The sequence below is a fragment of the Paenibacillus sp. FSL k6-2145 genome (assembly GCF_037976585.1).
In the GTDB taxonomy this organism is placed as follows: Bacteria; Bacillota; Bacilli; order Paenibacillales; family Paenibacillaceae; genus Paenibacillus.
Genome location: NZ_CP150267.1, coordinates 5,900,955 through 5,922,018 on the forward strand (window position 1 = coordinate 5,900,955; position 21,064 = coordinate 5,922,018).

A 21,064-nucleotide genomic window follows, 5' to 3' on the forward strand; every position below is an offset into this window, starting at 1 on the left:
ATTAAACCCCTAATGAATATGATCACATATATACAGGAGGTTATAATGACAATGATTTCGAAGAAGTGGAAGCCGCTCATGATTGCGCTGCTCCTGACATTTTCAAATCTGCCGCTGCAGGTTAGCGCTTTGCCTGCGGCCGTGACGGCTGCGGTAAAGACCGGTATCTCCAATGCCAGCCTGTCGGCCAAAGTTGGCGACTTAGGTCAGATTGAGGAGCTTTATATCAACAACAATCCTACCAATAAACAGGGGAAGCCAATCAATTTCGTCCTGCCTAATACTACATCGCCGCAGAATGGTACTCAGCACCAATGGATGGGGGGAATGATCTTCTCTTACCGTACGGGTGCCAATGGACAATTCCCTGATAACAGGGACGGCTTTGTAGAAGTTGATACCAATAAAACATTGGCTGCCGGTGGATCTACACAATATTCGACCATTAATCCGGATAACCCCTATATGAACAAGACCGCATCAGCAGACGGCAAGAAGGTAGAAGTCAACTTTATTGGACAGAACCTAAATTCTACAGACCAGCGGGTAATGAAGGGCTTCGATGTGAAATCCGTTTTTGATATGGAGACCGATGATGGTTCAATGCTTTGGGAAATTACGGTGAAGAACAAAAGCAATCAGTATATCGAATTCGGGGATATTGGCTTACCGATGCCTTGGAACAACAAATACCAGACCTTATCCGATACCTATGATGACCGTGTGACGGTGCATAATTTCGCAGGTGCTGACAGTGGGTATTCTTATGCCATCCGCACCAGTGGTGAGGGGAACTTCATGCTCTTCACTCCGGTGCCGGAGAGCGGCGCTCGAATCGAGTATGTAGATTATTGGATGCATGAAGCAGGAGAGCGGCGTGCTGCAGACACCTTTAAGAACTGGACAGGAGATAGTGGCGGCTGGTATCCGGGGCTGAACGTGCTCTATATTCACTCCAAAGAAATCCAAAAAACGGGACGCGGATACTTTACTGATGCTTCCAGCCTCGTCCTAGGACCGGATGAGTCCAAGACATATAAGTTCAAATTCTCAGCAGTCCGTGGAGGAGACAACACGCCGCAGGAAAGTGCCCAAAGCCCAAATAACAGTTCGACCTCGATGGAAGACCGTGAAGCCAATCTGCGGTCCATCCTATATAAATCAGGCATGATTGATGCAGTAGCGGTGCCGGGCTTCCAGACAGCGATCAATATGCCTGTCAAGCTAGACCTGCACTATGACGACAGTATCGTTGATGTACAATCCATCGATATTCAAAATGTGGCAGAGAATGATCCGTTTGATGAAGCGCATATTCCGGTTATCAAGCCTGGGAAGAGCAGAAAGGAAATGGTTGACAACTCGCGGGCTGGACGTGGACTGCCTGGCGGAAACCCTGACTACAACGAGTCGGTTGAGTTTGTGGAGACCAAGATCGTAAATGGTGAACAGCATCACATCTATTCGCTTCAGTTTGATTCGATCGGCAATAACAGCGTGCGTATCGAATATAAGCTGAAGGACGGCAACGAATGGGTGGATAAATTGACTCAATTTGAATTCAATGTCCTAGCCGAGCTGGATGCAATCTCGGATGCCCATTCCGAATTCATGGTCCAGCAAACACGGGATAAGAATCCAGAAAGTCCAACTTATGGTAACTATTTCGACTGGTATCTTACAAGCGGCATGGATCTCAATACAAGCCATTGGGGAGATGACTGGAGCCATGACAACATCAACTTCATGACGATGAAGAACTATCTGGCTCCCAATCCCGCTGAAATTCGCTCTATCGAGACATACCTGATCGACTTCATGTGGGAACGATACATGAAGAATACGCAGGATAGCTACATCGTTGCGAACTGGCTGAAAGATTCCGGAGCGTACACTGACAAAGATAAACCTTATACACGTACGTTCTCCGAAATCATGGAAGCTACCGGATTTTTCAACATGTACCGGATTCAGAAGGCTTATCCTAATCTGATCGAGTACCGGGAATCATCTCAGTTTTATCTGGAGAAAGCTTATAACATCTACTATAAGCGTGTTTCCACCGGGGCCATCGGATTCTACGGCGAGCAGCAAATCCCGGCTATGATTGAAGCACTGAAAGAAGAGGGGATGCAGACCGAGTCAGCCAATCTGCAGAAAAAGTTCGCCCTCGACAAGGGACGGAATATGACTAGAGCCACTTATCCTTACGGGTCGGAATTTGAATATGATAATACTGGCGAAGAAGGGGCTTATGCAGCAGCGAAGGCACTGCGCACGTACTATCCAGCAGACGCACTTACAGGTGCAGCTGAGAAAAGTATGGAAATGGCCGATTGGAAAACACGTGCCATGCGCGGGATTCAGCCTACATGGTTCCATTATTCCGTGCCCGTTTTCCGCGGCGGTGAAGGCTGGTGGAATTTCCAATATACTGCGTCTTTGGCAGGATACATTATGGATGACTGGTTAAGGTATGAGAATGATGGAAGATCGGTGGAGCAGAAGGCCATTGCACAGCAGCGAAATTATGCCGCGAAGATTTCGAACTTCAATGCCGTCAATATGGGACAGATTTCGGCTAATTCAGTTGGCAGTACCTCTTGGAGATATTCGATGTATAAGGGAGGCACAGGTACGAAGGACGTATACGATGGCGGCTCACGCGTCATGAGTAACGGCTGGAATGATTTTTCGGGCGAATCGGAAGAAGGCCTCTATGGTTCCCTTCTCAGCATCAGCTCTGATATTGTTACAGATCCGATATTCGGGTTGTTCGGTTATGGAGCGCTGGTGAGTGACGAAGGAGACAGCTACAACATTACGCCGAAAGACGGTTTCGGCAAACGGATCAATCTGATCGATGAGAAAATCTATTTGGAGCTGGAAAGTGATAAAGTTGAAAGCGCTCAAATTCAAAAAGATGGTAAGGGTTTTACACTTCAGCTCCTGAATCCATCAGGGAAAGAGCATACTTCACGGATTTTGTTCGATGGAGTGGGGATCGAGAATGGCTACTATACCATGAAGCTGAATGGTGCAGCTGCCGGACAGTTCTATGTTCAGAACAATGAGGGCGTTGCCATGTTTCAGATGGGTAGCGTGCAGCGTGCTGAATTGATCATTGAAAAGTCAGCCGGCGGTGAAAATGAAGCTCCGCAAATTACTGTAGAGTTGGCGACACAACATCCACAGGCGTTGATTCCATTTATGCTGAATGGGATTGTAACCGATGATGGCGCGCCGAAAGGGACTCTGTCTTATCAATGGGAAGTGGTCAGTGCCCCGGAAGGCGCCAAGCTAACCTTTACTCATCCAAAAGCAAGTATTACACAGGCTACGGGTACCAAAGCAGGCTCATATACAGTTAAGCTTAGCGCAAGTGATGGACAACTGACTGGCTCCGGCCAGGTAATCTTCGAACTGGCTTCACCGCCGGATAAACTGCCTCCAGCAATTGGCCAAGTAACAGCGGTTCAGGATGTTGCCAATAACAGTATCGTAGTATTGTCCGGGGAGGCCATTCCTGACCCTGTGCATAGCGAGGCAGAAGAACCCCAGTTGAAGTACACTTGGGCCGTCAAGCAAAAGCCTGAAGGTTCAGCGGACATTTCATTTGTGGATGGTGACAAAGCAGCAGCCTATGCGCGTGTAAGCACGGCAGGCACCTACACGTTTAACTTCAGTGCGGCAGACGGAGACAAGAAGGCTAGCAAGGATATAACGATAGAGATTAAGGAAGATACCGTTGACGTTTACCGGGCACTCAGCGTTGTCACCAAAAAGGATATTGAACCAGAACTTCCTAGACAAATCTTTATTCTGTCAGAGGAAGGGTATCTAGAGCAGGAAATCACTTGGGATGCTATAGATCCAAGCAGCTATGCTAGTGTAGGCCAATTTGAAGCCAGAGGAAAGGTCAATGGAAGTGCTTTGGAGGTTTGGGCTACCGTACATGTCGTGAATACTGAGCTACAAAATGCGGCGCTGACAGCCAAGGCTTCCGCTAGCTTCTCTGGTGGCGACGGATATCCAGAAGCGATGAATAACGGCATTGAACCTAAAAGCTCGGCAGATTTCTCGCCGAACCGCGGTGCCCCCAACAGTGCATGGCATAACTGGGGTAGAGAAGGAGATCCAGCATGGGTGATGTATGAATGGGATCAGCCATTCCTGGCCTCTTCTATGGATGTATATGTCTTCCAGGACGGCGGCGGGAACTTCCGTCCGAAGGATATGCAGCTAATGCTTCGCGACGAAGATGGGAAATGGTACACCCCACGGGCCATAAAGGGATTGGGCAATGAACTTAATAAATACAATACAACTACCTTTGAGCCCACCTATATTACAGGTGTTCGTATGGACATGAAGCCTTCCGTTAATGGCAGCGGTATTCTGGAATGGAAGGTATACGGCTATACCGGAGCGGTAGATAAGTCAGAACTGATCAAGGTCTATAACTATGTAAATACATTAAATGCTTCGAACCTTGCAGATCCTGGTCTTGCGCCAATCGAAGCAGCGAAGACAGAAGCATCTGCTGTGATCAAGAATATGAATGCCACAGACGAGGAAATTGCCCTAGCGCTCAAGAAGTTGCTGACGGATTTGCATCTGCTGAGTCCGAATGACGGCAATATGGCTTTCCTCGCGAATGCTTCTTCCAGCTACACCTCACCTTGGGAGAGTTTGGCGGCAGTAAACGACGGAAAGAAAGATGGCAACAACATTTCGCATTGGGGAACCTGGGGTCATGAAGGCGCAGAGGAGTGGGTGCAATATGAATGGCCGCAGGGTGCATCTATCCGGAGTTCGAATCTGGTGCTGTGGTCAGATGGCGGCGGAATCAAGCCGCCTACCCAAATTGTATATTCCTACATCCCGGCGGATAGCGGAACTGATGAATGGATAACAGCGGGAACGATTACGGAGGGAATCAAAGTGGTTGAACATACTCCAGCGGAATCCTTCAATCCGTACACGTTTGACTGGGTGCTGAATGTAAAAGCACTGCGGGTTACCCTGACCAAACAATCGCGGGCAGGCGATAACGGTGTAGGCCTATGGGAATGGGAAGTTCACCAGGCCATATCCAGTCCTGATCGTGAGGCCCCAGTAACACCGACCGGTGTGGCACCGTCCATTCTTGATGGAGATGACGGCAAACTGATCGGTGTGACAACAGAAATGGAGTATAAGAAGGAAGGCGAAGAAGAATATATTGCTATTGCAGGAATTGAGGTCACAGGTCTCACCGTTGGTAAGTATTATGTTCGGTATATGAAGACCGGTTCGCTGAGCGCCAGCCTGGATAAGGAAGTCGTTATTCCGGAAGGGCAGACACAGGAGCAGGCTGCACCAGATGCAAGTGGGTGGGTGATCTCACACGCCAATTCGGATACCGACATTAAAGGCATAATTGAGGGCTTGGATGATACGATGGAATACCGGAAGCTGGGCGAAGAGGACTACACGCCTGTTACAGGTTCAAGTATCAACGATCTGGAGCCTGGCAGCTATCAGATCCGGTATGCAGCCACAGACAGCCTAAAGGCAAGTCCGCCGGTAACCGTGGACATTCGCAATGAAGCCAAGGCTGACAGAGAGGCACCAACAGCGGAAGGACTCGTCATTACACCGCCTACAGCGGCAGGCGGGAACGATGGCAGAATTGAAAATGTGACTGTCGATATGGAGTGCCGGAAGGCGGATCAAGGTGGTTACATGCCGGTTAGTGGATCCAGCATTGAAGGCCTCGAGGCCGGCAGCTATGAGCTACGGTACGCCGGGACGGATATGAGCAATCCAAGTCCTGCTATCCTGATCGTTGTGCCTGACGGAACCAAGCAGGAGCAAAGTCAGCCGTCCAGTGCAGAGGTCAAGGCTGTAAATGTCAGTGCAGCTGGGGCCAAGGATGGTAAGATCACAGGTGTAAGTCCTGCAATGGAATATCGGCTAGTAGGAATGGACGCTGGCAGCTGGAATGCGATCACAGGCACAGAGGTTGCAGGTCTTGGCAACGGAATCTATGAAGTAAGATATAAAGAGACGGCAACTCATTATGCGAGCCAATCCCTTACTGTCGTTATCAGCAATCCAGTCATCAATCCGAAGCCTACGGAAACACCCTCGTCAACGGATGCACCTGTGTCAGTCACCACACCTTCACCGGTTCCTGAAAACATCAAAGTCGAAGGGAATTGGATTAAGATTGTGGCACCAAAGACGGATACCAAAACCGGTAAAGCTAAAGGAGCACCCATCCGTCAGGAAGACCTTAATAAGGCTCTGGAACATGTAAAGGCGAATAGCAGTAATATTAAAACAATCATGGTGGATATTCCGAAAGCAGAGGGAGCCCATTCCTATGCGGTTGAGCTTCCTGCAGCTGCACTAACCGCAGCGCATGCCAACATCAAGATCGAGATTAATACGGAATTTGGAACCGTTGCAGTACCTTCTAATTTGCTGAAGTATGTATCAGGTGCCAAAAATGTGGAACTGTCACTGAGCCGGCTAGATACTGTAAAGCTTCATTCAGATGTAAAATCAGTGATAGCCAGCAGACCTGTTATTGCATTCGTTGTGCAATTAGATGGAGAAGAAATCGCAACCTTGAATGCACCGGTTGAAATCAGACTGCCTTATACTCCTGATGTTGAAGAATTGGCCAATTCCAAATACCTTACAGTTTCGTACGTGGCTGCAAATAGTACATTTGTTCAGCTACTGAATGGCAAATACGACAGTGCTCTACAAGCCATGGTTTTTCCAGCGGCAAATACAGGTCAATATGCAGTTGTTTATACGAAGAAGTTCTTCAATGATGTCATCAAGGATTCGTGGTACGCACCAGCGGTTGAAACAATGGCGTCCAAAGGATTCATCGACGGGACATCAGCAACAAGCTTTAGTCCCGAGCAAAAGGTCACAAGAGGTGAGTATCTAGCTTGGTTGGTAAGGACACTGGATCTCAAAACAGAGTTAAACACCACCTTCAGTGATATGAAGCGAACAGACCTCTATTATGAGGAAATCGGAATCGCCAAAGCACTCGGGATCGCCATGGGATCAAACGGCAGCTTCTATCCGGAAATGGAAATTGCTAGACAAGATTTGGCTGTGCTGACCATGCGGGCTTTGCGGGCAGTTGGGAAAACCGAGCAGACCCGTACAGCTGAGGATCTCAAGAGATTTACAGATGCGGCAAATGTAGCAAAGTACGCAACTGATGACATGGCTGGAATGGTTAGAATGGGTTTCATAAACGGGCGAAGCAATGTCACCCTGAGTCCTGGCGGAACGACAACCAGAGCAGAAGCTGCTCAAGTTCTGTATAAGATTTTCTCGCAGCTATAATTAAAGAAACCGACCTTTTTCCTGTTTCTGCAGGACCAAGGTCGGTTTCTTTTTTAGGGAATGCTTCAAGCATGATGCCTTGCCAATGTTAAAAAAAAACGTTATTAACTATGTCAACCTGAGGATAATGTGAGCATATTATTGAAGTTTATCTGTTTCGTTAAGCTAACGGGCAGGTAAAAGTGGGTTATTCTTTAGGGAGTGGGTTGTGTAATCAAGTTTATGCGCGCTTTTCAATGTTAAACAACCATATGGATTTGGTTTGAATGACAGACTCATTCTTTAAAATAGGGAGTAATCCCTCTTGAATAAAGGTTCTCCACTAACTTAAAAAATTCTTCTGACGATAAATCCTTTTGACGCTGGAGCCAAAGACGAAATAAAGAAAGGGAAGTTGTCAGGTAAAATTCAATTAAGTATGGCGTTAAGGCATGGTTTTGTGGAACGTTTAGTTCCAATTGGTTCAAAGTGATTTCTTTTTTTAAACGTTTTAAAAAACGCGCACTTCCAAAATCACCCAAAAGGGCATTGAGAACCAGGAGATGTTCTCTACTGTCCAGACAATAGAGCGTATCTTGAACCGTATGCATCGATAGCTCTTTATTCGCCAATTCTTTTTTTATGTCATTTAACAACTCATTTTCAACAGAGTCTAGCAATTCATAAATATCAGTAAAGTATTGATAAAAGGTGCTGCGGTTAAATCCTGAATTATTCGCAATTTCCTGAACTGAGATTTTCTCAATTGGTTTTTGGCTATATAACTCACAAAAAACTTCAACAAATGTTTGTCTTGTTTTCTCCGTTATTTGGGGTTGCTTTTTCATGTTTTCCTCCTACTAGCGAGTAAGAATATCATCCGACAAATCATAAAAAACTGATGGTTGATCAATGAATAATGAAAATTTATAATCACATCATACAACATGTTGTCGGATAATCAAAAAGAAATGTTAATAAGTAGGAGTGTTTTTAATGTCAACAAAACAAGATCGAATTTTAATTTTTGGTGCAGGTGTCATCGGGAGTATGTACGCAATTAAGCTTATTGAAGCAGGTTTTGATGTTACTCTGTTTGCACGTTCTAATAAATATAAATCATTAAGAGAAAATGGCCTGCGATATAAGGGGAAAAGTACAGTTAGATCGATACAAGTGAATGTCATCGATACGCTCGAAAATGATGATATATACGATTTCATTTTCGTTACCGTTCGTTATGATCGGTCCGAATCAGCATTGTTAGCGCTAAAAGATAATCAAAGCAAAAATGTAGTTACGATGACTAGTAATTCAATGGGATTTTCTTCGTGGCTGGATATCGTGGGGGATAGACTTTTACCAGCTTTTCCTGGCTTCGGCGGACAGATTAAGGATGGAGTATTGCATGCTCGATTTCTACCAGAGATTATAGCGGCAACAGCATTTGGAGAAATTAATGGTGTAGTGACAGAACGCATAGAAAATCTCGCAAAAATATTTAAAACAGCAAAGCTTCCTTACGTTATTAAAAAGGATATGCAGTCGTATCTAATCACACATTCCGTATCAGACATTGCCATGCTGAGCGTTTTACAATCCGAGAATAAGATAATGGACAAAAAAACAGCCAGAACCAGAAGGACGGCACGCAAAATAACAGTCACTTTAAAAGCGTATCTGAGGGCAATACAAAAAGCTGGCGTTTCAATTGATCCACCAATGCTTAAAATGGTGCTTAATTTTCCAAACTTAATTTTGGATCTTTTCTTTATGACATGGCTACGAACGAATATGGTTAGGGATATGATGTTGCCGGATTATGCGAATAATGCTAACAATGAGATTGTTCTGCTGAGTAACGATTTAATGAAATTTTTAAATCAAAATGATATCAAATCGGAAATGATTTACTAAACTGATAGGAAATTATAATTAAACAGTCGAACAAGAGCAGCTAATCAATGATCGACTGCTTTTGTTCGACTATTGTGCAGGTTAGTTTAGAGTAAGTTGCCATACCCCATACCTGGAAAAGCTTAAAAAGCTACATTATCCCATTGAATCGGCGTAGTTAGGTTGAAATTTGCGGTTCATCTACAGGCTGTCTTCCACTTACCACAAGCATAATTACAGCAACAATAATAAGTATAAAGCAGAAGATAAATGAGTATCGGTAACCCACGATGCTGGCTACTCCACCACCAACAAGACTACCAATTAGCCTGCCGATTGTGGATGAATTCGAATAGAGTGTGGAAGCATATCCCGGCATACTAGGCAGCAGGTCCTGAATGTAGCTAATTCCAATCGCAGAAATGACGGCGACAAAAACAGCGAGCAAAATTTGTGCTGCAAGCATTTGCCACATCTCGTTCGAGATAAGGATAACGAAATAATAAGCTCCTCCAAAAATAGCCCCGCAAAACACCAAGATTCGATTACTATACTTTGCACTAAGTAGACCGAGTACAATCATAAAGGGAATTTCCAGCGCAGCACATATACTGCTGACTAAACCGACATGACTTGTCGTTCCCCCAAGATTGTTTGTAATAAAGAGAGCCGTGTTTATGCTGCTCATCCAATGAGCTGTATACATGAGTATCATAATGAGAAAAGGAATTAGAATATCCCGGTTTTGAGCCAGTCGGAAACTTTTTATATTCGCTTCAGCATTACTGCTCTTCATTTCTGTGTTTGATTTGAGAAACAGGAAAACAAGCAGAGCAGCGAGTAGGAAAGCTCCGATCGTTCCCAAAAAAATCCCCTTAAATCCAATAGCAGCGAGTAATAAAGTGCCGATTAAAGGACCTGTAATAAAGCCGAGAGAGAAAGCAGAACGCAAGGTAGAATTAGCAAACGCACGCTCCGTAAAATGACTCTTTATCACTGCTTCTCTAGAAATAGCGAACAACTGGGGCATTCCTGTTGCACCAAGGGCAGTAAACACAGTCATGTAAATGAACAAAATCGGAAAATCTTGAATAAACAAGTATCCACTAAAGGCCAGAACATTGGAGAGAGTAGAAAAAAGATAAACGCTCTTCCGATTCAAGCCGAGGTCAGAACGTCTTCCGATTAGTGTACTGATCCATATTCCTGCAATTAGTGTAACGGCTAGATAAAGACCAAACATACCAATAGATACGCCAAGCTGTTCCGTGAAATAAATAGATAAAAAGGGGGTACTGAGTGAAATACCCATTCCCTGTAATGCCATACACATAAAGAGTAAAGCATACGAAGGAAGGGAAAATAAGCTGATGAATCGATTGATCATAGTGTAAAATTACTCCTCAGAATTTGTTGTTGTGTAATCACCATACATGACCTTGCTTCATCTCGTCTAATTGCATTTTACTGGTGAATGCTTCACATCCACTTTGGGAAGCTAATAAACGCTCATATTCATGGCTGAATAGAATCAATCGTACATCTTTATTATGTACTAGATGACAACACAAACAATATAACATTCGTGCCAAATGCTTGCCTAAACCTACCATAGACTCGTGTGAGTATACAGTAAATCTTTTCACCGCCTGCGCGAGGTTGCTGAACTAGGTGGTGTTCAATATAACTTACTGTAAAGATTAAGCTAACGGGCAGGATAGTTTAAAGGAGCCGAACGCTGTTTTCTTAAAGTGAAAATGCCACCAAAAAAATTAATTCGTAAAATGGTTGCGATCCAGAGGAGAAGAAGTAATATGTGTGACAAGACAACGCAAAAAAGATCACTTCATTAAAGTAGTCTTATTTAGAATATAAGAATTATGAGATGGGCGGGAATTGTACATTTTTTCGGGGAAAGATCTTTATTATGTATATAGGAAAGAATAAGCGGTGCTTATACAATAACATTAGAGATTGTAAACGCTTGCTTCGAATTCTGAGGATGCAATCAAAGAATTACCGTAAATCGCCGGATATTTGAGCGCTATTCCTGGACCGCAGACATACCTACATGCTGGACGATGAAGCGCCTCCCTTGTTCGCTTCCTCAGCCAGCTGCTTCACCGGCGTCTACCTGGGGCTGCGCGCCTTGGGCAACGGTACAGAGAACCCAGCCTTAATTATGAAGGATTCTATTATTCCAATACCAAAGGAGATGCCTTATGAATCAACAACAACTACCTAAGCCCCACCAGCCGCTCGTAACCCACATCTTCACTGCGGACCCGTCCGCCCATGTCTACGAGGGCAAAATTTACATCTATCCTTCCCATGACCTCGATCATGACGAGCCGAGCAACGATAACGGCGACCAGTATAAAATGGAAGACTATCATGTCCTCTCGATGAACAACTTCGATTCCCCGGTGGTCGATCACGGCGAAGCGTTGCATCTGAGAGATATTCCGTGGGCCTCGAAGCAGCTCTGGGCACCGGATGCCGCTTATAAGGACAATACCTATTACCTGTTCTTCCCGGCACGGGATCATGACGGCATCTTCCGTCTGGGTGTGGCAACATCAGAGTCTCCGGCAGGCCCGTTCACGCCGCAACCAAATTATATGGAAGGCAGCTTCAGTATCGATCCGGCCGTACTGGTGGATGACGACAATCAGTCATACATCTATTTCGGCGGACTCTGGGGCGGCCAGTTGGAGAAATGGCAGACCGGCAGCTTCGTGCCAGATGCAGAAGGACCGGCTCCTGACCAGCCAGCGCTTGGACCGCAAGTTGCACTGCTTAGTGACGATATGCTGTCCTTCCAGGGCAAGCCTGCCGAGATATCAATTGTCGATGAAGACGGGAATCCGATTCTGGCCGGGGATGAGGAACGGAGATATTTTGAAGGCCCATGGATGCATAAATATAACGACTATTACTACCTGTCCTACTCTACAGGAACCACGCATAAGCTCGTATATGCGATAGGCAAGAACCCGATGGGACCATTCACGTTCAAAGGCGAGATTCTCTCTCCGGTTATCGGCTGGACAACACACCACTCCATTGTGCAAGTTGAAGACAAGTGGTATCTGTTCTATCACGACAGCTCCCTGTCGGAAGGCGTCAACCACAAGCGCTGCGTTAAATATTCCGAGCTGAAATACAACGAAGACGGAACGATCCAGAAGATCAATCCTTATCCGGGTGCCGAGTAAGCTGGCGTGGTTAGCGGAAACAGATAAGATTACAAGATAAGGCATAACATGAGGCAGCTCCTGAAGGGGCTGCTTTTTTAATAGGAGGATCAGTTGTGTCACTCAAACCTTAATAAGATCAACATAACGAATAACTGTCTCCAACAGCACAGTCTGTGTTCCCTACAAAATTGTTTGACGACCATATTACAATGCCCATAAAAGTAGATGCGATATATTGGAGTACCATTTTATTATATTGGGAAACGACGATTAGAGTCTGCACTCGAGCAGTTCGCCCATCCGAATGAAGTGGTTATTGAATATAAAAGCTTTGAACTTAATCCGCAAGGATCGATGTACTCAGGCAAAAATATGCATCAAATTCTTTCCGAGAAACATGGTATGAGTATCGAGAAAGTGAAAAAGACACATGCTGAACTTGAACAACAAGCGGCGTCGATTGGTCTCGTGTATAATATCGACCAAGTGAAGCCCACCAATACGTTGGATGCTCATCGTTTAACCCAATATGCCAAATCTATTGGTAAAGATAAGGAATTAGCAGAGAAGCTGTTCTATTCTTATTACACGGACGCCAAGCTAATTAGCGATCATGATACATTAGCAGATATTGCAGAATCAATCGGAATGAATAGGGACGAGTCAATGGCAGTTCTCTATGATCCATCCAAATACGCTAACGAAGTGCATTCAGATGAAGCTACACAATAAGTAAAGCCATTTGTAAGACAGAGATATTGTGAAAGTATTGTCGAGAACAATTACAAAGTATTTTAGAACAGCGTGTAGACAGGCAGTTCAAACAAAAGGAAGGGCCGTCCTACAAAGGATGGCCTTTAAATTACATGGACATATATCGAGGGACAAGAACATAGTCCGATTTCTGAATGTTCCTTTTAGTGAAGAGACACTACTAATAATGTAATCAAAATAACGCAATATTTCATGGCGAGACATTGGTTTTGAAAATTTTTTACTAATCCTAACTGTCAATTATGCTCTTGATATTTTTAATTGTTGCAAAGTGCATTGCTTCATGGTAAATCAGAAAACCCAGTAATTGTTCTACATTTGTAAAGATAAGTCCTGTAGAAGACTTGTAATGAGGATTGATTTCTTCTTTCAATTTGCTTAAAAGTACCGCTTCAACCCTTTCAATTTGTTCGGTTAACAAGTCGATTATCTGAGGCATCGTTGGAGGCTCTATATTCCAGTCAGACGGTTGCGTTCCTGGATCAAACAACTTACCAAAATTAGCAGGATATCTGGTTTCTTGCCCAGTAAGTTGGAAAGCGAACTTCTCATGTATAACATACATGTGGCCTAGATTCCATTTTATATTGTTTTTCAAACCTGTTGGAATTATTTCTGAGGCAGAGTCATTTATATTCCTCACATAATCAATTGTCTGACGGCGAACAAATCCCCATTGATCTGCGACAAAATTGCTCATGTTATTGACCTCCCATAAAGTCGCTAAAAGAAAAAATCACTTGTTTTTCGTGTGAAGAAATTCCGCCAGTTTACTAAAAACACTTTTGTGTCAGTGACCAGAGTTGCTTTCAGAAACATAAGTTGAGACTCGTTGTGACAGATTTGCCAACATACGTTCAAAATAGGATTCATCATGAATTGCTCTACTCAGAATTAATCCCCCTTGAATACTAGCAATGGTTTCCTCTGAAATTTGGTCAGCAGTCTCTTTAGAGATGCCTGTTCGAACTAGTGCCGCACTTAATGCTTCAATCCATCTTATAAAATATTGCCGAATTACAGCAGCGAATCGATCCCTTGTTTCGTCCAAAGCGAATGCACCAACAAGGCATATCCGCTGACCCGATTGAAAATAAATATCGACCTCTTGCCACATATGATCAATGGCTGCCCGGGGTTCATTCTTTTCGAGCGGTTCAAAAATGTTCTTGATAAACCATTGATCAATATGAGTAAGAATTTCAGCAGCCATCTCATCTTTTCCACCCGGGAAGAAATAATATAAGCTACCTTTAGATAGACGCGTACGGGCTGTAATTTTACTCAAAGATGCGCCCTCATAACCTAATTCACGAAATACCTCAGTCACGAGAGGAATGACATCGGATTTTTCAAAAACAGTGCGCGTCATAGGTTTAACTCACTGAGGCTTGGGTGTTCAGCAGGGCGTGTGCCGAGAGGCCAATGAAATTTTCGTTCTTCTTCCTTAATCGGCATATCATTAATCGAAGCAAATCTACGATTCATCAAGCCGTCGTCAGCGAATTCCCAATTCTCATTCCCATACGATCTGAACCAATTGCCACTATCATCATGCCATTCATATGCGAATCTAACAGCAATACGGTTATCCGTAAATGACCAAAGCTCCTTAATAAGGCGGTAGTCCAGTTCTTTGGCCCATTTTCGAGTTAGTAAAGACACAATTTCTTGGCGGCCTGTTATAAATTCGCTCCGATTTCTCCAATAACAATCCTCAGTATACACAAGGGAGACGCGCTGAGGGTCTCGGCTATTCCAGCTGTCTTCTGCCATACGTGTTTTTTGAATTGCTGTCTCACGAGTGAATGGGGGAGTTAAATTATTCATTAAATCTTCCTCACTTTCTATACCGTTTGTATTAATATAAACCGATCGGTTTATAAGTGCAAGTTTACATCCGAAATTCAATACAAATGTCGAATCGGTTCAGACCCATAATGTACCAAGTAGCCATCAATCTTATGCGTAGTGGCTCTTTTTGTGTATTAATCATTCATTCTTCATATGCAAATCCTATGAAATAATGAAAAAGCAGGACGTCTCCTCTATAGGAGGCGTTCTACTTTTTCTCTCATTTTGTTTTTTAGCTAAAATCATTAATCGAATTAAATTTAACCTTGCAAAAATTCGATCAATGCTGCGTTAAATTGTTCAGAATGGGTCGCATTAAATCCGTGTGGTCCACCTTCAACAACGACCAGACGGCTGCCAGGGATGGATTCATGAGTACGCTGTCCGCTTACCTCCAAAGGCACGATGGCATCTGAATCGCCATGGATAACCAGTGTTGGAATGTTGAACTTCTCCAGATCCTGACGGAAATCAGTAAGGGCAAAGGCAGCAATACAATCCAATGTGCCTTTAGGTGAAGCCAGAGCTGCAATATCCCGATTATAGATACGGAATGGTTCGCTCACTAGGTCTGTACGGTCTCCAGCAGCGAAAAAGTTGTTTGTGAAACCATCCAGGAAAGCTAAACGATCCGCTTTTACCCCGTTTTGGAATTCTGCAATCGTTGCATCATCCAATCCTCCTTGAGGGTTGTCTTCGGTTATATAGAGATAGGGAGGAACCGCTCCTGCAAATACAGCTTTAGAAACGCGATCAGTTCCGTAAGTTCCCACGTAGCGTGCAACTTCGCCGCCACCCATGGAGAATCCGACTAATGTGATATCGCGCAGATCAAGGTGCAGAATCAATTTATGCAAATCTGAAGCGAAAGTATCATAGTCATAACCATCCCAAGGTTGGGAAGACTGACCAAATCCACGACGGTCATATGTGATAACACGGTAACCCGCTTCAATCAGGGCAGGAACTTGCTTCTCCCAGGATCGTCCACTTAAAGGCCAGCCATGAATCAGAATAATTGGTTTTCCCGCACCATGATCTTCATAATACAGTTCAATTGGTTGTTCATTCTCAGAGCCTACATTTACTTTAGACATGGAAAATACCTCCATTAGTTAGTATATTTTTTGTTTATACATAAGCTATTTGGCTCAGAAACATGAATGGGGCTTGTTCATGGATCGCCTCACTTTCTATACCGTTTGCATCATTATAAACCGATCGGTATACACTTGCAAGTTCATATCTTAGCGCCGTGTCGACGCCTCCAAATTTTTAAGTTCAAACCTAATTAATAACAATCATATGGGAGATTAAACATACAGGTTGAAGCATCGAGGGACAAGAACATAGTCCGATTACTGATTGCCGAGAAGAGTTTCACCACAGGGATCAAAGGATGTATTATTTAATATTGGAAGTTTAGATGTTGAATTTGCTCTTACAGTGTTTGAGTTTTGATTGGTATAGAGTATGGTTGAACAACAATCTAGAGACTTTTCTAAAAAATGTCCCTTTAGAACTACCTCGTTTGTTATACATATATAAACTTCATCGCGAATACCTGGGAGGTGCCTTAAAGAAACATGGATGAGGAAACTGAATACAGAATTAAAAGAGTACAAGCGGGCGAAATTCAGGACTACGTTTATATCGTTCAAAAATACCAAAAACAGATATTTATGTATTGCTGGAGACTTATATCAAACAAACAGGAAGCCGAGGATGCTGTTCAGGACGTTCTGGTTAAGGCCTATGAGAAAATAAATCTCTATAAGCCTGAGGTAAATTTCTCCGCTTGGCTCTACAAAATGGCTTATCATCACTGCATAAACATAATCCGTCGAAAAAAAATGCAACAGAAATGGAAATTCAGACTAATAGCTCAAGATCAATCTGCCATTAGTCCTGCAGAAATGCTGGATAGCCAACTCTTTAACGAACCACTAAGCCGCGCGTTTGCAAAACTAAATGTAGCTGAACGGAACCTACTGATTCTACGCGTTTTTGAAGAAAAATCGTTTGCAGAAATAGCTGAAATTTTGAATAAAAGTCCCGATGCCGTCAAGAAAAATTTTGCCAGAACCAAAATCAAACTCAAAAAATGGATGAGCCCAAAGGAGGAAGAACTATGCCAAAATTACAACGTACTTCTCAAAACGAAAATCTGAAAGAAATGGATCTCTTAATCGAAGAGGAGTTTCAGAATTTTGATGTCACTGACAAAGTCATGACTCGGGTCCATAAGCTGGCAGTTCACAAGCGAGGCTTGCATGCCAGAGCACGCGTTCGTCAAAGAGTCGTGGTTCCCGGGCTAACAGCAATGTTCGTTCTTGGAGTATCAGTGACAGGGTATGCGGCCTCACAATATATTGAATTCCTTAACCATAAAGGCGAGGTGGTACTAAACACTGCCGCCGCCAAAGAGCCTACTGACTTTGTTACAAATTACACAAAAAGACTGGGCTTTTACACAAATCAGATCAAAGAACAATTGCAACCTGGGGATTACGTAGCCTATTATGTCAAAGATGAGTTAATTAATAACGCGGATAAATCAAATCCCGTAAAATTTGAATATAAATGGATCAAATATTCTAATTTTAGCAGTTTACAAGCTGAAATTAAGCGGACGCAGGCTCCCGTTTTAAAATCAATAACGCACCTTCCTCAAGGGTACCAGTTTGATTACGGATACGTTTATCCTGCCGATCTGTATACAAATCATCTCGCAGATCCTGCTTACCTGAAGTTAACAGAAGACCTGAAAAAACAAGCTGAATCTTCTTCGGATGGGCAACGGGTGTATATTCAAAAACTGAATTGGAACAAGGCTGACTTCTCTTTGGCACGCTATGTCAACGGGAAGAACATTGTAACTGTAACAGCAACAAAAATACTCCCTGACTCCAAAGTGACCATATTCCAGAACGATGAGGCTAAATCCGAGAAGCTGAACATTCAAGGTACTGAGGTCTATTATATTCAATCCGATACCAGAGATAGAGAAACTAATTCCGTTACTTTCCATCGGATTGGATGGAGGGACGATCACAATCATTTGTTATATGAAATATCCAATAATGCGGACAGCAATCTAAGTAAAGAGGATCTGATCAAAATAGCTGAAGAGATGGTTACATCTCATTAGTGTTCCAAACAACAAAGGAATAAACAAGGCTCTTTAGACATTAGTTCTGTTTTACTGAAGAACACAAGATATGCGGCAGCACTGATATGTGAAACTAAACTCCAGTTGTTAAGTACAAATGCAATGATTGTTCACTACGCAAATTTTAATGCTAGGACTGGTAGTTGCCATCCACAGCACGTGCAATAAGTAAAGAAAAGAAACCCCTGAATTTCTCATTATGAGAGATTCAGGGGTTTTTTAAGTAAACTATAAAGAATGACCTGACCGAATTATTATGAAACCTTATTATCGTTGATGTAAGTGATTGGAGTTATTGATTCTTCAACCCTTCAGGTGTCGATCAGCTGGACGTAACTACAATCTGAGGTCACTGTCTCTGTTAAATAATTTAGCACCATATAACTTGAATATTTGATGCAGGGTAGGGAGGCGTTACAGTGCCAAACTGCTGCCAAGTTCCATCAGGTAGTTCCATCCATCCTTCGAGATAGTATCCATTCGGCTGCTGTAAAAGACGATTAAATTTGAACACAACTGGGGTAAGAGCAAATACGTTACCTATAAGAAGATTGACCCATTTTCCTTCACAGCCCAAGAGACTTGATATTGGTACGGAGCGCAAAGGAGGGACATCCAGTGGATCATCTGGTTGCTGTCCGTTCGCTACCTGATCAGCATAGTGCTTTAGCTCGCCCTGATTATAGCTCTTTAATATGGTATCACGCTGTCTTATATCTGCTGGTACATCTGTAACCTCAATCGGAAGTGGGGGAACTAAAGCTGAAGAGTTGTCTGATTGCAATACAGGACAGCTTATTATTATGCTTCCTAACTCTTCATACTCAAACATTGGGGGACACTCTTCATTAAGCGGTATCACCTTACAATAAAAAGCTCCTGTTATCAGATACCTGTAAATGCATAGCTTGCAAAGGTTTGAAGAAGAGTTTACATTCGTTTGCTCAGTAATCATGGTTTACCTTCTTAGTTATGCAGTCCAGTTTATGTAAGTTATTCTAATGGGTGTATGTCTAATAACTGATATTTTATTAGGCTAGGTCTACACAGCAAACAGAGTATCTGTAGGAATTTGTGGATTCGATCGATCATTGGACATAGAAACAGACCCATACCAATGTAGTGAATGAGCACATTTCGAACTTGGTAAGTGAATAGGGATTTATATGAAGAACAACGCCTACATTTTAGGTTACGCTCTTGGAGTTATAATTTTTAATCGTTACGTTAATTGTGTTTATCCTTCAAGTTCCCGACGTATTGAGTTTGAAGACGTCAGTGCATCACTCATTCCCACAGTTGCAATACCGGTAGGTGTTCCATAGTACTCCTAATCCAGTAGTTTGAAATATGTGTTGCTGATCCTAAATCTGTCCGCTGATCATACGTAATTAGAATTTGATTTGCTGCACTCTGTTTTGCTTCCAAAAGAATTGGATGCGGTATCATCTGACGCTCATTCTGGAATTTAATCAATATTAAATGCCCCCTTAAGTAAACTTAGTCAACAGCCTTTACATTATATTAATGTTAAATTATTTATATACCATTGGGTGTCTTAGCATAAAAGCTAAAATGTACATAAATTCGATTGAATCTAATGAACTGTAATTATTGATAGATCTTTGTGTTATTAAATTATCGGAAAAGTAAGTCATAAGTCCAACTCCATTTTAATTCCGTGGAACAATTCAAAAAAACGGCCGCTGTTCGCATCGTTTGCGACAGGGCCGATTTTTGTTTTTCGTAGGCTAGCTTCAAATTGCTATTCATTCTTGCCAAACACTCATAGGGTCCCATGGCTTGATTTGATTACCATATTTTCCGGCCAAAAAAACTTTCATGTCTTCCAGTTTAGCAGGCACCTCGTTCCAAATTGGAAGGGGTGGTAACCCTCGTTTACTTTTCAATAGGATGTCCACTGTAACATACAAGCGTTCTGGCTGAATCCAATGAAGGAAGCGGGAAATATCAATTTGCTTGGTCAGGGACAAGGCATCAATTTCGTCATTGTAATGCTTGTTGAACTCGCTGATCAGGTTCAGGAGGTAGTCTCTCTGCTCCTTCACGAAGTCCAGGCCGCAAATGGCGCCATGTCCTGGAATAATGATTTCGGGTTTAATTTCATCAATAATGCGGTCAAGCACTTTAACCCAATTGAGGGTTCCCTCTTCGCTGTATGCCGTACACCCGTTAAACACGACATCGCCGGCGAACAGCACTTTTTCTTTTGGCATCCACAGCAGCAAGTCACTGTCAGAGTGGGCCGGAGCTACGTTGTAAATCATGACTTCCGTATCGCCAAGGCGGATGTTGATATCGTCCTTTATCTCAACATTCGGGAGCAACCATTCTACGCCTTCCAGGTCGAATCCTTCAAATTCCGCTGCAAAAAACCGCTCGCCCGAAGTAGAATCTGGAGAATCCTTTCCTCTTCTGATGACGCTGTCCATCCAGGCGATATTTTCGGTAAGACGCTCTCTGGATGCTTCCTTGTGCATAATAATGCAAGCATCTTCAAACGCTTTGTTTCCCCAAGCATGGTCGCTGTTATAGTGCGAGTTCACTACATATGCGGGAGAGCCGCCGTTGCTTACTTCCTTAAAAGCCTCCCGCATTTCCCGCGCATGGAACAAATCGAAAAACGTGTCATACACCAGCCCTTCACCCTTGTTGATGAACCCGGCATTGGCCCAACTGATGCCACGATACGGCGAAATACCGGCAAAGACATCATCTGCGACTTCAAAAAATTTAACGCGAGGTTTTTGAATAATACGTCCATACTTCATAAAAATTCTCCTTCGTGTTTATGTTTTTTTGGTAA

Annotated in this window: 14 protein-coding genes; 6 read left to right on the top strand and 8 right to left on the bottom strand. The window is 43.3% G+C overall.

From position 1 onward, the window contains the following. Positions 1-45: 45 nt before the first annotated feature. Positions 46-7,362, top strand: coding sequence for a DUF5695 domain-containing protein (locus tag NZ043_RS25960; RefSeq protein WP_339309616.1), 7,317 nt, complete (start codon positions 46-48; stop codon positions 7,360-7,362). Positions 7,363-7,637: 275 nt separating this feature from the next. On the opposite strand, the gene NZ043_RS25965 is transcribed toward NZ043_RS25960, so the two are convergent. Then, positions 7,638-8,189, bottom strand: coding sequence for a TetR/AcrR family transcriptional regulator (locus NZ043_RS25965; protein ID WP_339309617.1), 552 nt, complete (start codon positions 8,187-8,189; stop codon positions 7,638-7,640). Positions 8,190-8,337: 148 nt separating this feature from the next. On the opposite strand from NZ043_RS25965, the gene NZ043_RS25970 reads away from it, so the two are divergent. Then, positions 8,338-9,258, top strand: coding sequence for a 2-dehydropantoate 2-reductase N-terminal domain-containing protein (locus tag NZ043_RS25970; RefSeq protein ID WP_339309618.1), 921 nt, complete (start codon positions 8,338-8,340; stop codon positions 9,256-9,258). A gap of 157 nt (positions 9,259-9,415) precedes the next feature. Here NZ043_RS25970 and NZ043_RS25975 read toward each other — a convergent pair whose 3' ends face one another. Next, a complete protein-coding gene (locus NZ043_RS25975; RefSeq protein WP_339309619.1) occupies positions 9,416-10,624 on the bottom strand; it encodes a sugar efflux transporter in 1,209 nt (402 codons plus the stop codon). Between the two features lie 835 nt (positions 10,625-11,459). Between NZ043_RS25975 and NZ043_RS25980 the strand changes: the two genes are divergently transcribed. Further along, on the top strand, positions 11,460-12,455 hold the full coding sequence (locus NZ043_RS25980; RefSeq protein ID WP_133384998.1) for a glycoside hydrolase family 43 protein: 996 nt from the start codon (positions 11,460-11,462) through the stop codon (positions 12,453-12,455). 207 nt (positions 12,456-12,662) lie between these two features. Further along, complete coding sequence (locus NZ043_RS25985) at positions 12,663-13,169, top strand: DsbA family oxidoreductase (RefSeq protein ID WP_339309620.1); 507 nt, start codon at positions 12,663-12,665, stop codon at positions 13,167-13,169. A gap of 271 nt (positions 13,170-13,440) precedes the next feature. On the opposite strand, the gene NZ043_RS25990 is transcribed toward NZ043_RS25985, so the two are convergent. The 4 genes from NZ043_RS25990 to NZ043_RS26005 all read right to left on the bottom strand — a co-directional run bounded on the left by NZ043_RS25990 (position 13,441) and on the right by NZ043_RS26005 (position 16,162). Further along, a complete protein-coding gene (locus tag NZ043_RS25990) occupies positions 13,441-13,911 on the bottom strand; it encodes a DinB family protein (protein ID WP_133384999.1) in 471 nt (156 codons plus the stop codon). Positions 13,912-14,001: 90 nt separating this feature from the next. Continuing rightward, a complete protein-coding gene (locus NZ043_RS25995) occupies positions 14,002-14,583 on the bottom strand; it encodes a TetR/AcrR family transcriptional regulator (protein WP_133385000.1) in 582 nt (193 codons plus the stop codon). Continuing rightward, on the bottom strand, positions 14,580-15,041 hold the full coding sequence (locus NZ043_RS26000) for a nuclear transport factor 2 family protein (RefSeq protein WP_133385001.1): 462 nt from the start codon (positions 15,039-15,041) through the stop codon (positions 14,580-14,582). Before NZ043_RS26000 ends, NZ043_RS25995 begins: the two co-directional genes overlap by 4 nt. A gap of 284 nt (positions 15,042-15,325) precedes the next feature. Further along, the gene (locus NZ043_RS26005; RefSeq protein ID WP_133385002.1) at positions 15,326-16,162 is read right to left on the bottom strand and encodes an alpha/beta hydrolase; all 837 of its coding nucleotides are present in this window, start codon (positions 16,160-16,162) and stop codon (positions 15,326-15,328) included. A gap of 489 nt (positions 16,163-16,651) precedes the next feature. Between NZ043_RS26005 and NZ043_RS26010 the strand changes: the two genes are divergently transcribed. After that, a complete protein-coding gene (locus NZ043_RS26010; RefSeq protein ID WP_133385003.1) occupies positions 16,652-17,236 on the top strand; it encodes a sigma-70 family RNA polymerase sigma factor in 585 nt (194 codons plus the stop codon). Further along, a complete protein-coding gene (locus NZ043_RS26015; protein ID WP_165980186.1) occupies positions 17,197-18,216 on the top strand; it encodes a DUF4367 domain-containing protein in 1,020 nt (339 codons plus the stop codon). Before NZ043_RS26010 ends, NZ043_RS26015 begins: the two co-directional genes overlap by 40 nt. A gap of 391 nt (positions 18,217-18,607) precedes the next feature. Here the strand turns inward: NZ043_RS26015 and NZ043_RS26020 are convergent, their stop codons facing one another. Continuing rightward, positions 18,608-19,192 (bottom strand): hypothetical protein, encoded by a 585-nt coding sequence (locus NZ043_RS26020; RefSeq protein WP_133385005.1) that lies wholly within the window; start codon positions 19,190-19,192, stop codon positions 18,608-18,610. An 814-nt stretch (positions 19,193-20,006) separates the two neighbouring features. After that, entirely contained in the window at positions 20,007-21,029 is a 1,023-nt protein-coding gene (locus tag NZ043_RS26025; RefSeq protein WP_339309621.1) for an MBL fold metallo-hydrolase, read from the bottom strand. Between the last annotated feature and the right edge of the window lie 35 nt (positions 21,030-21,064).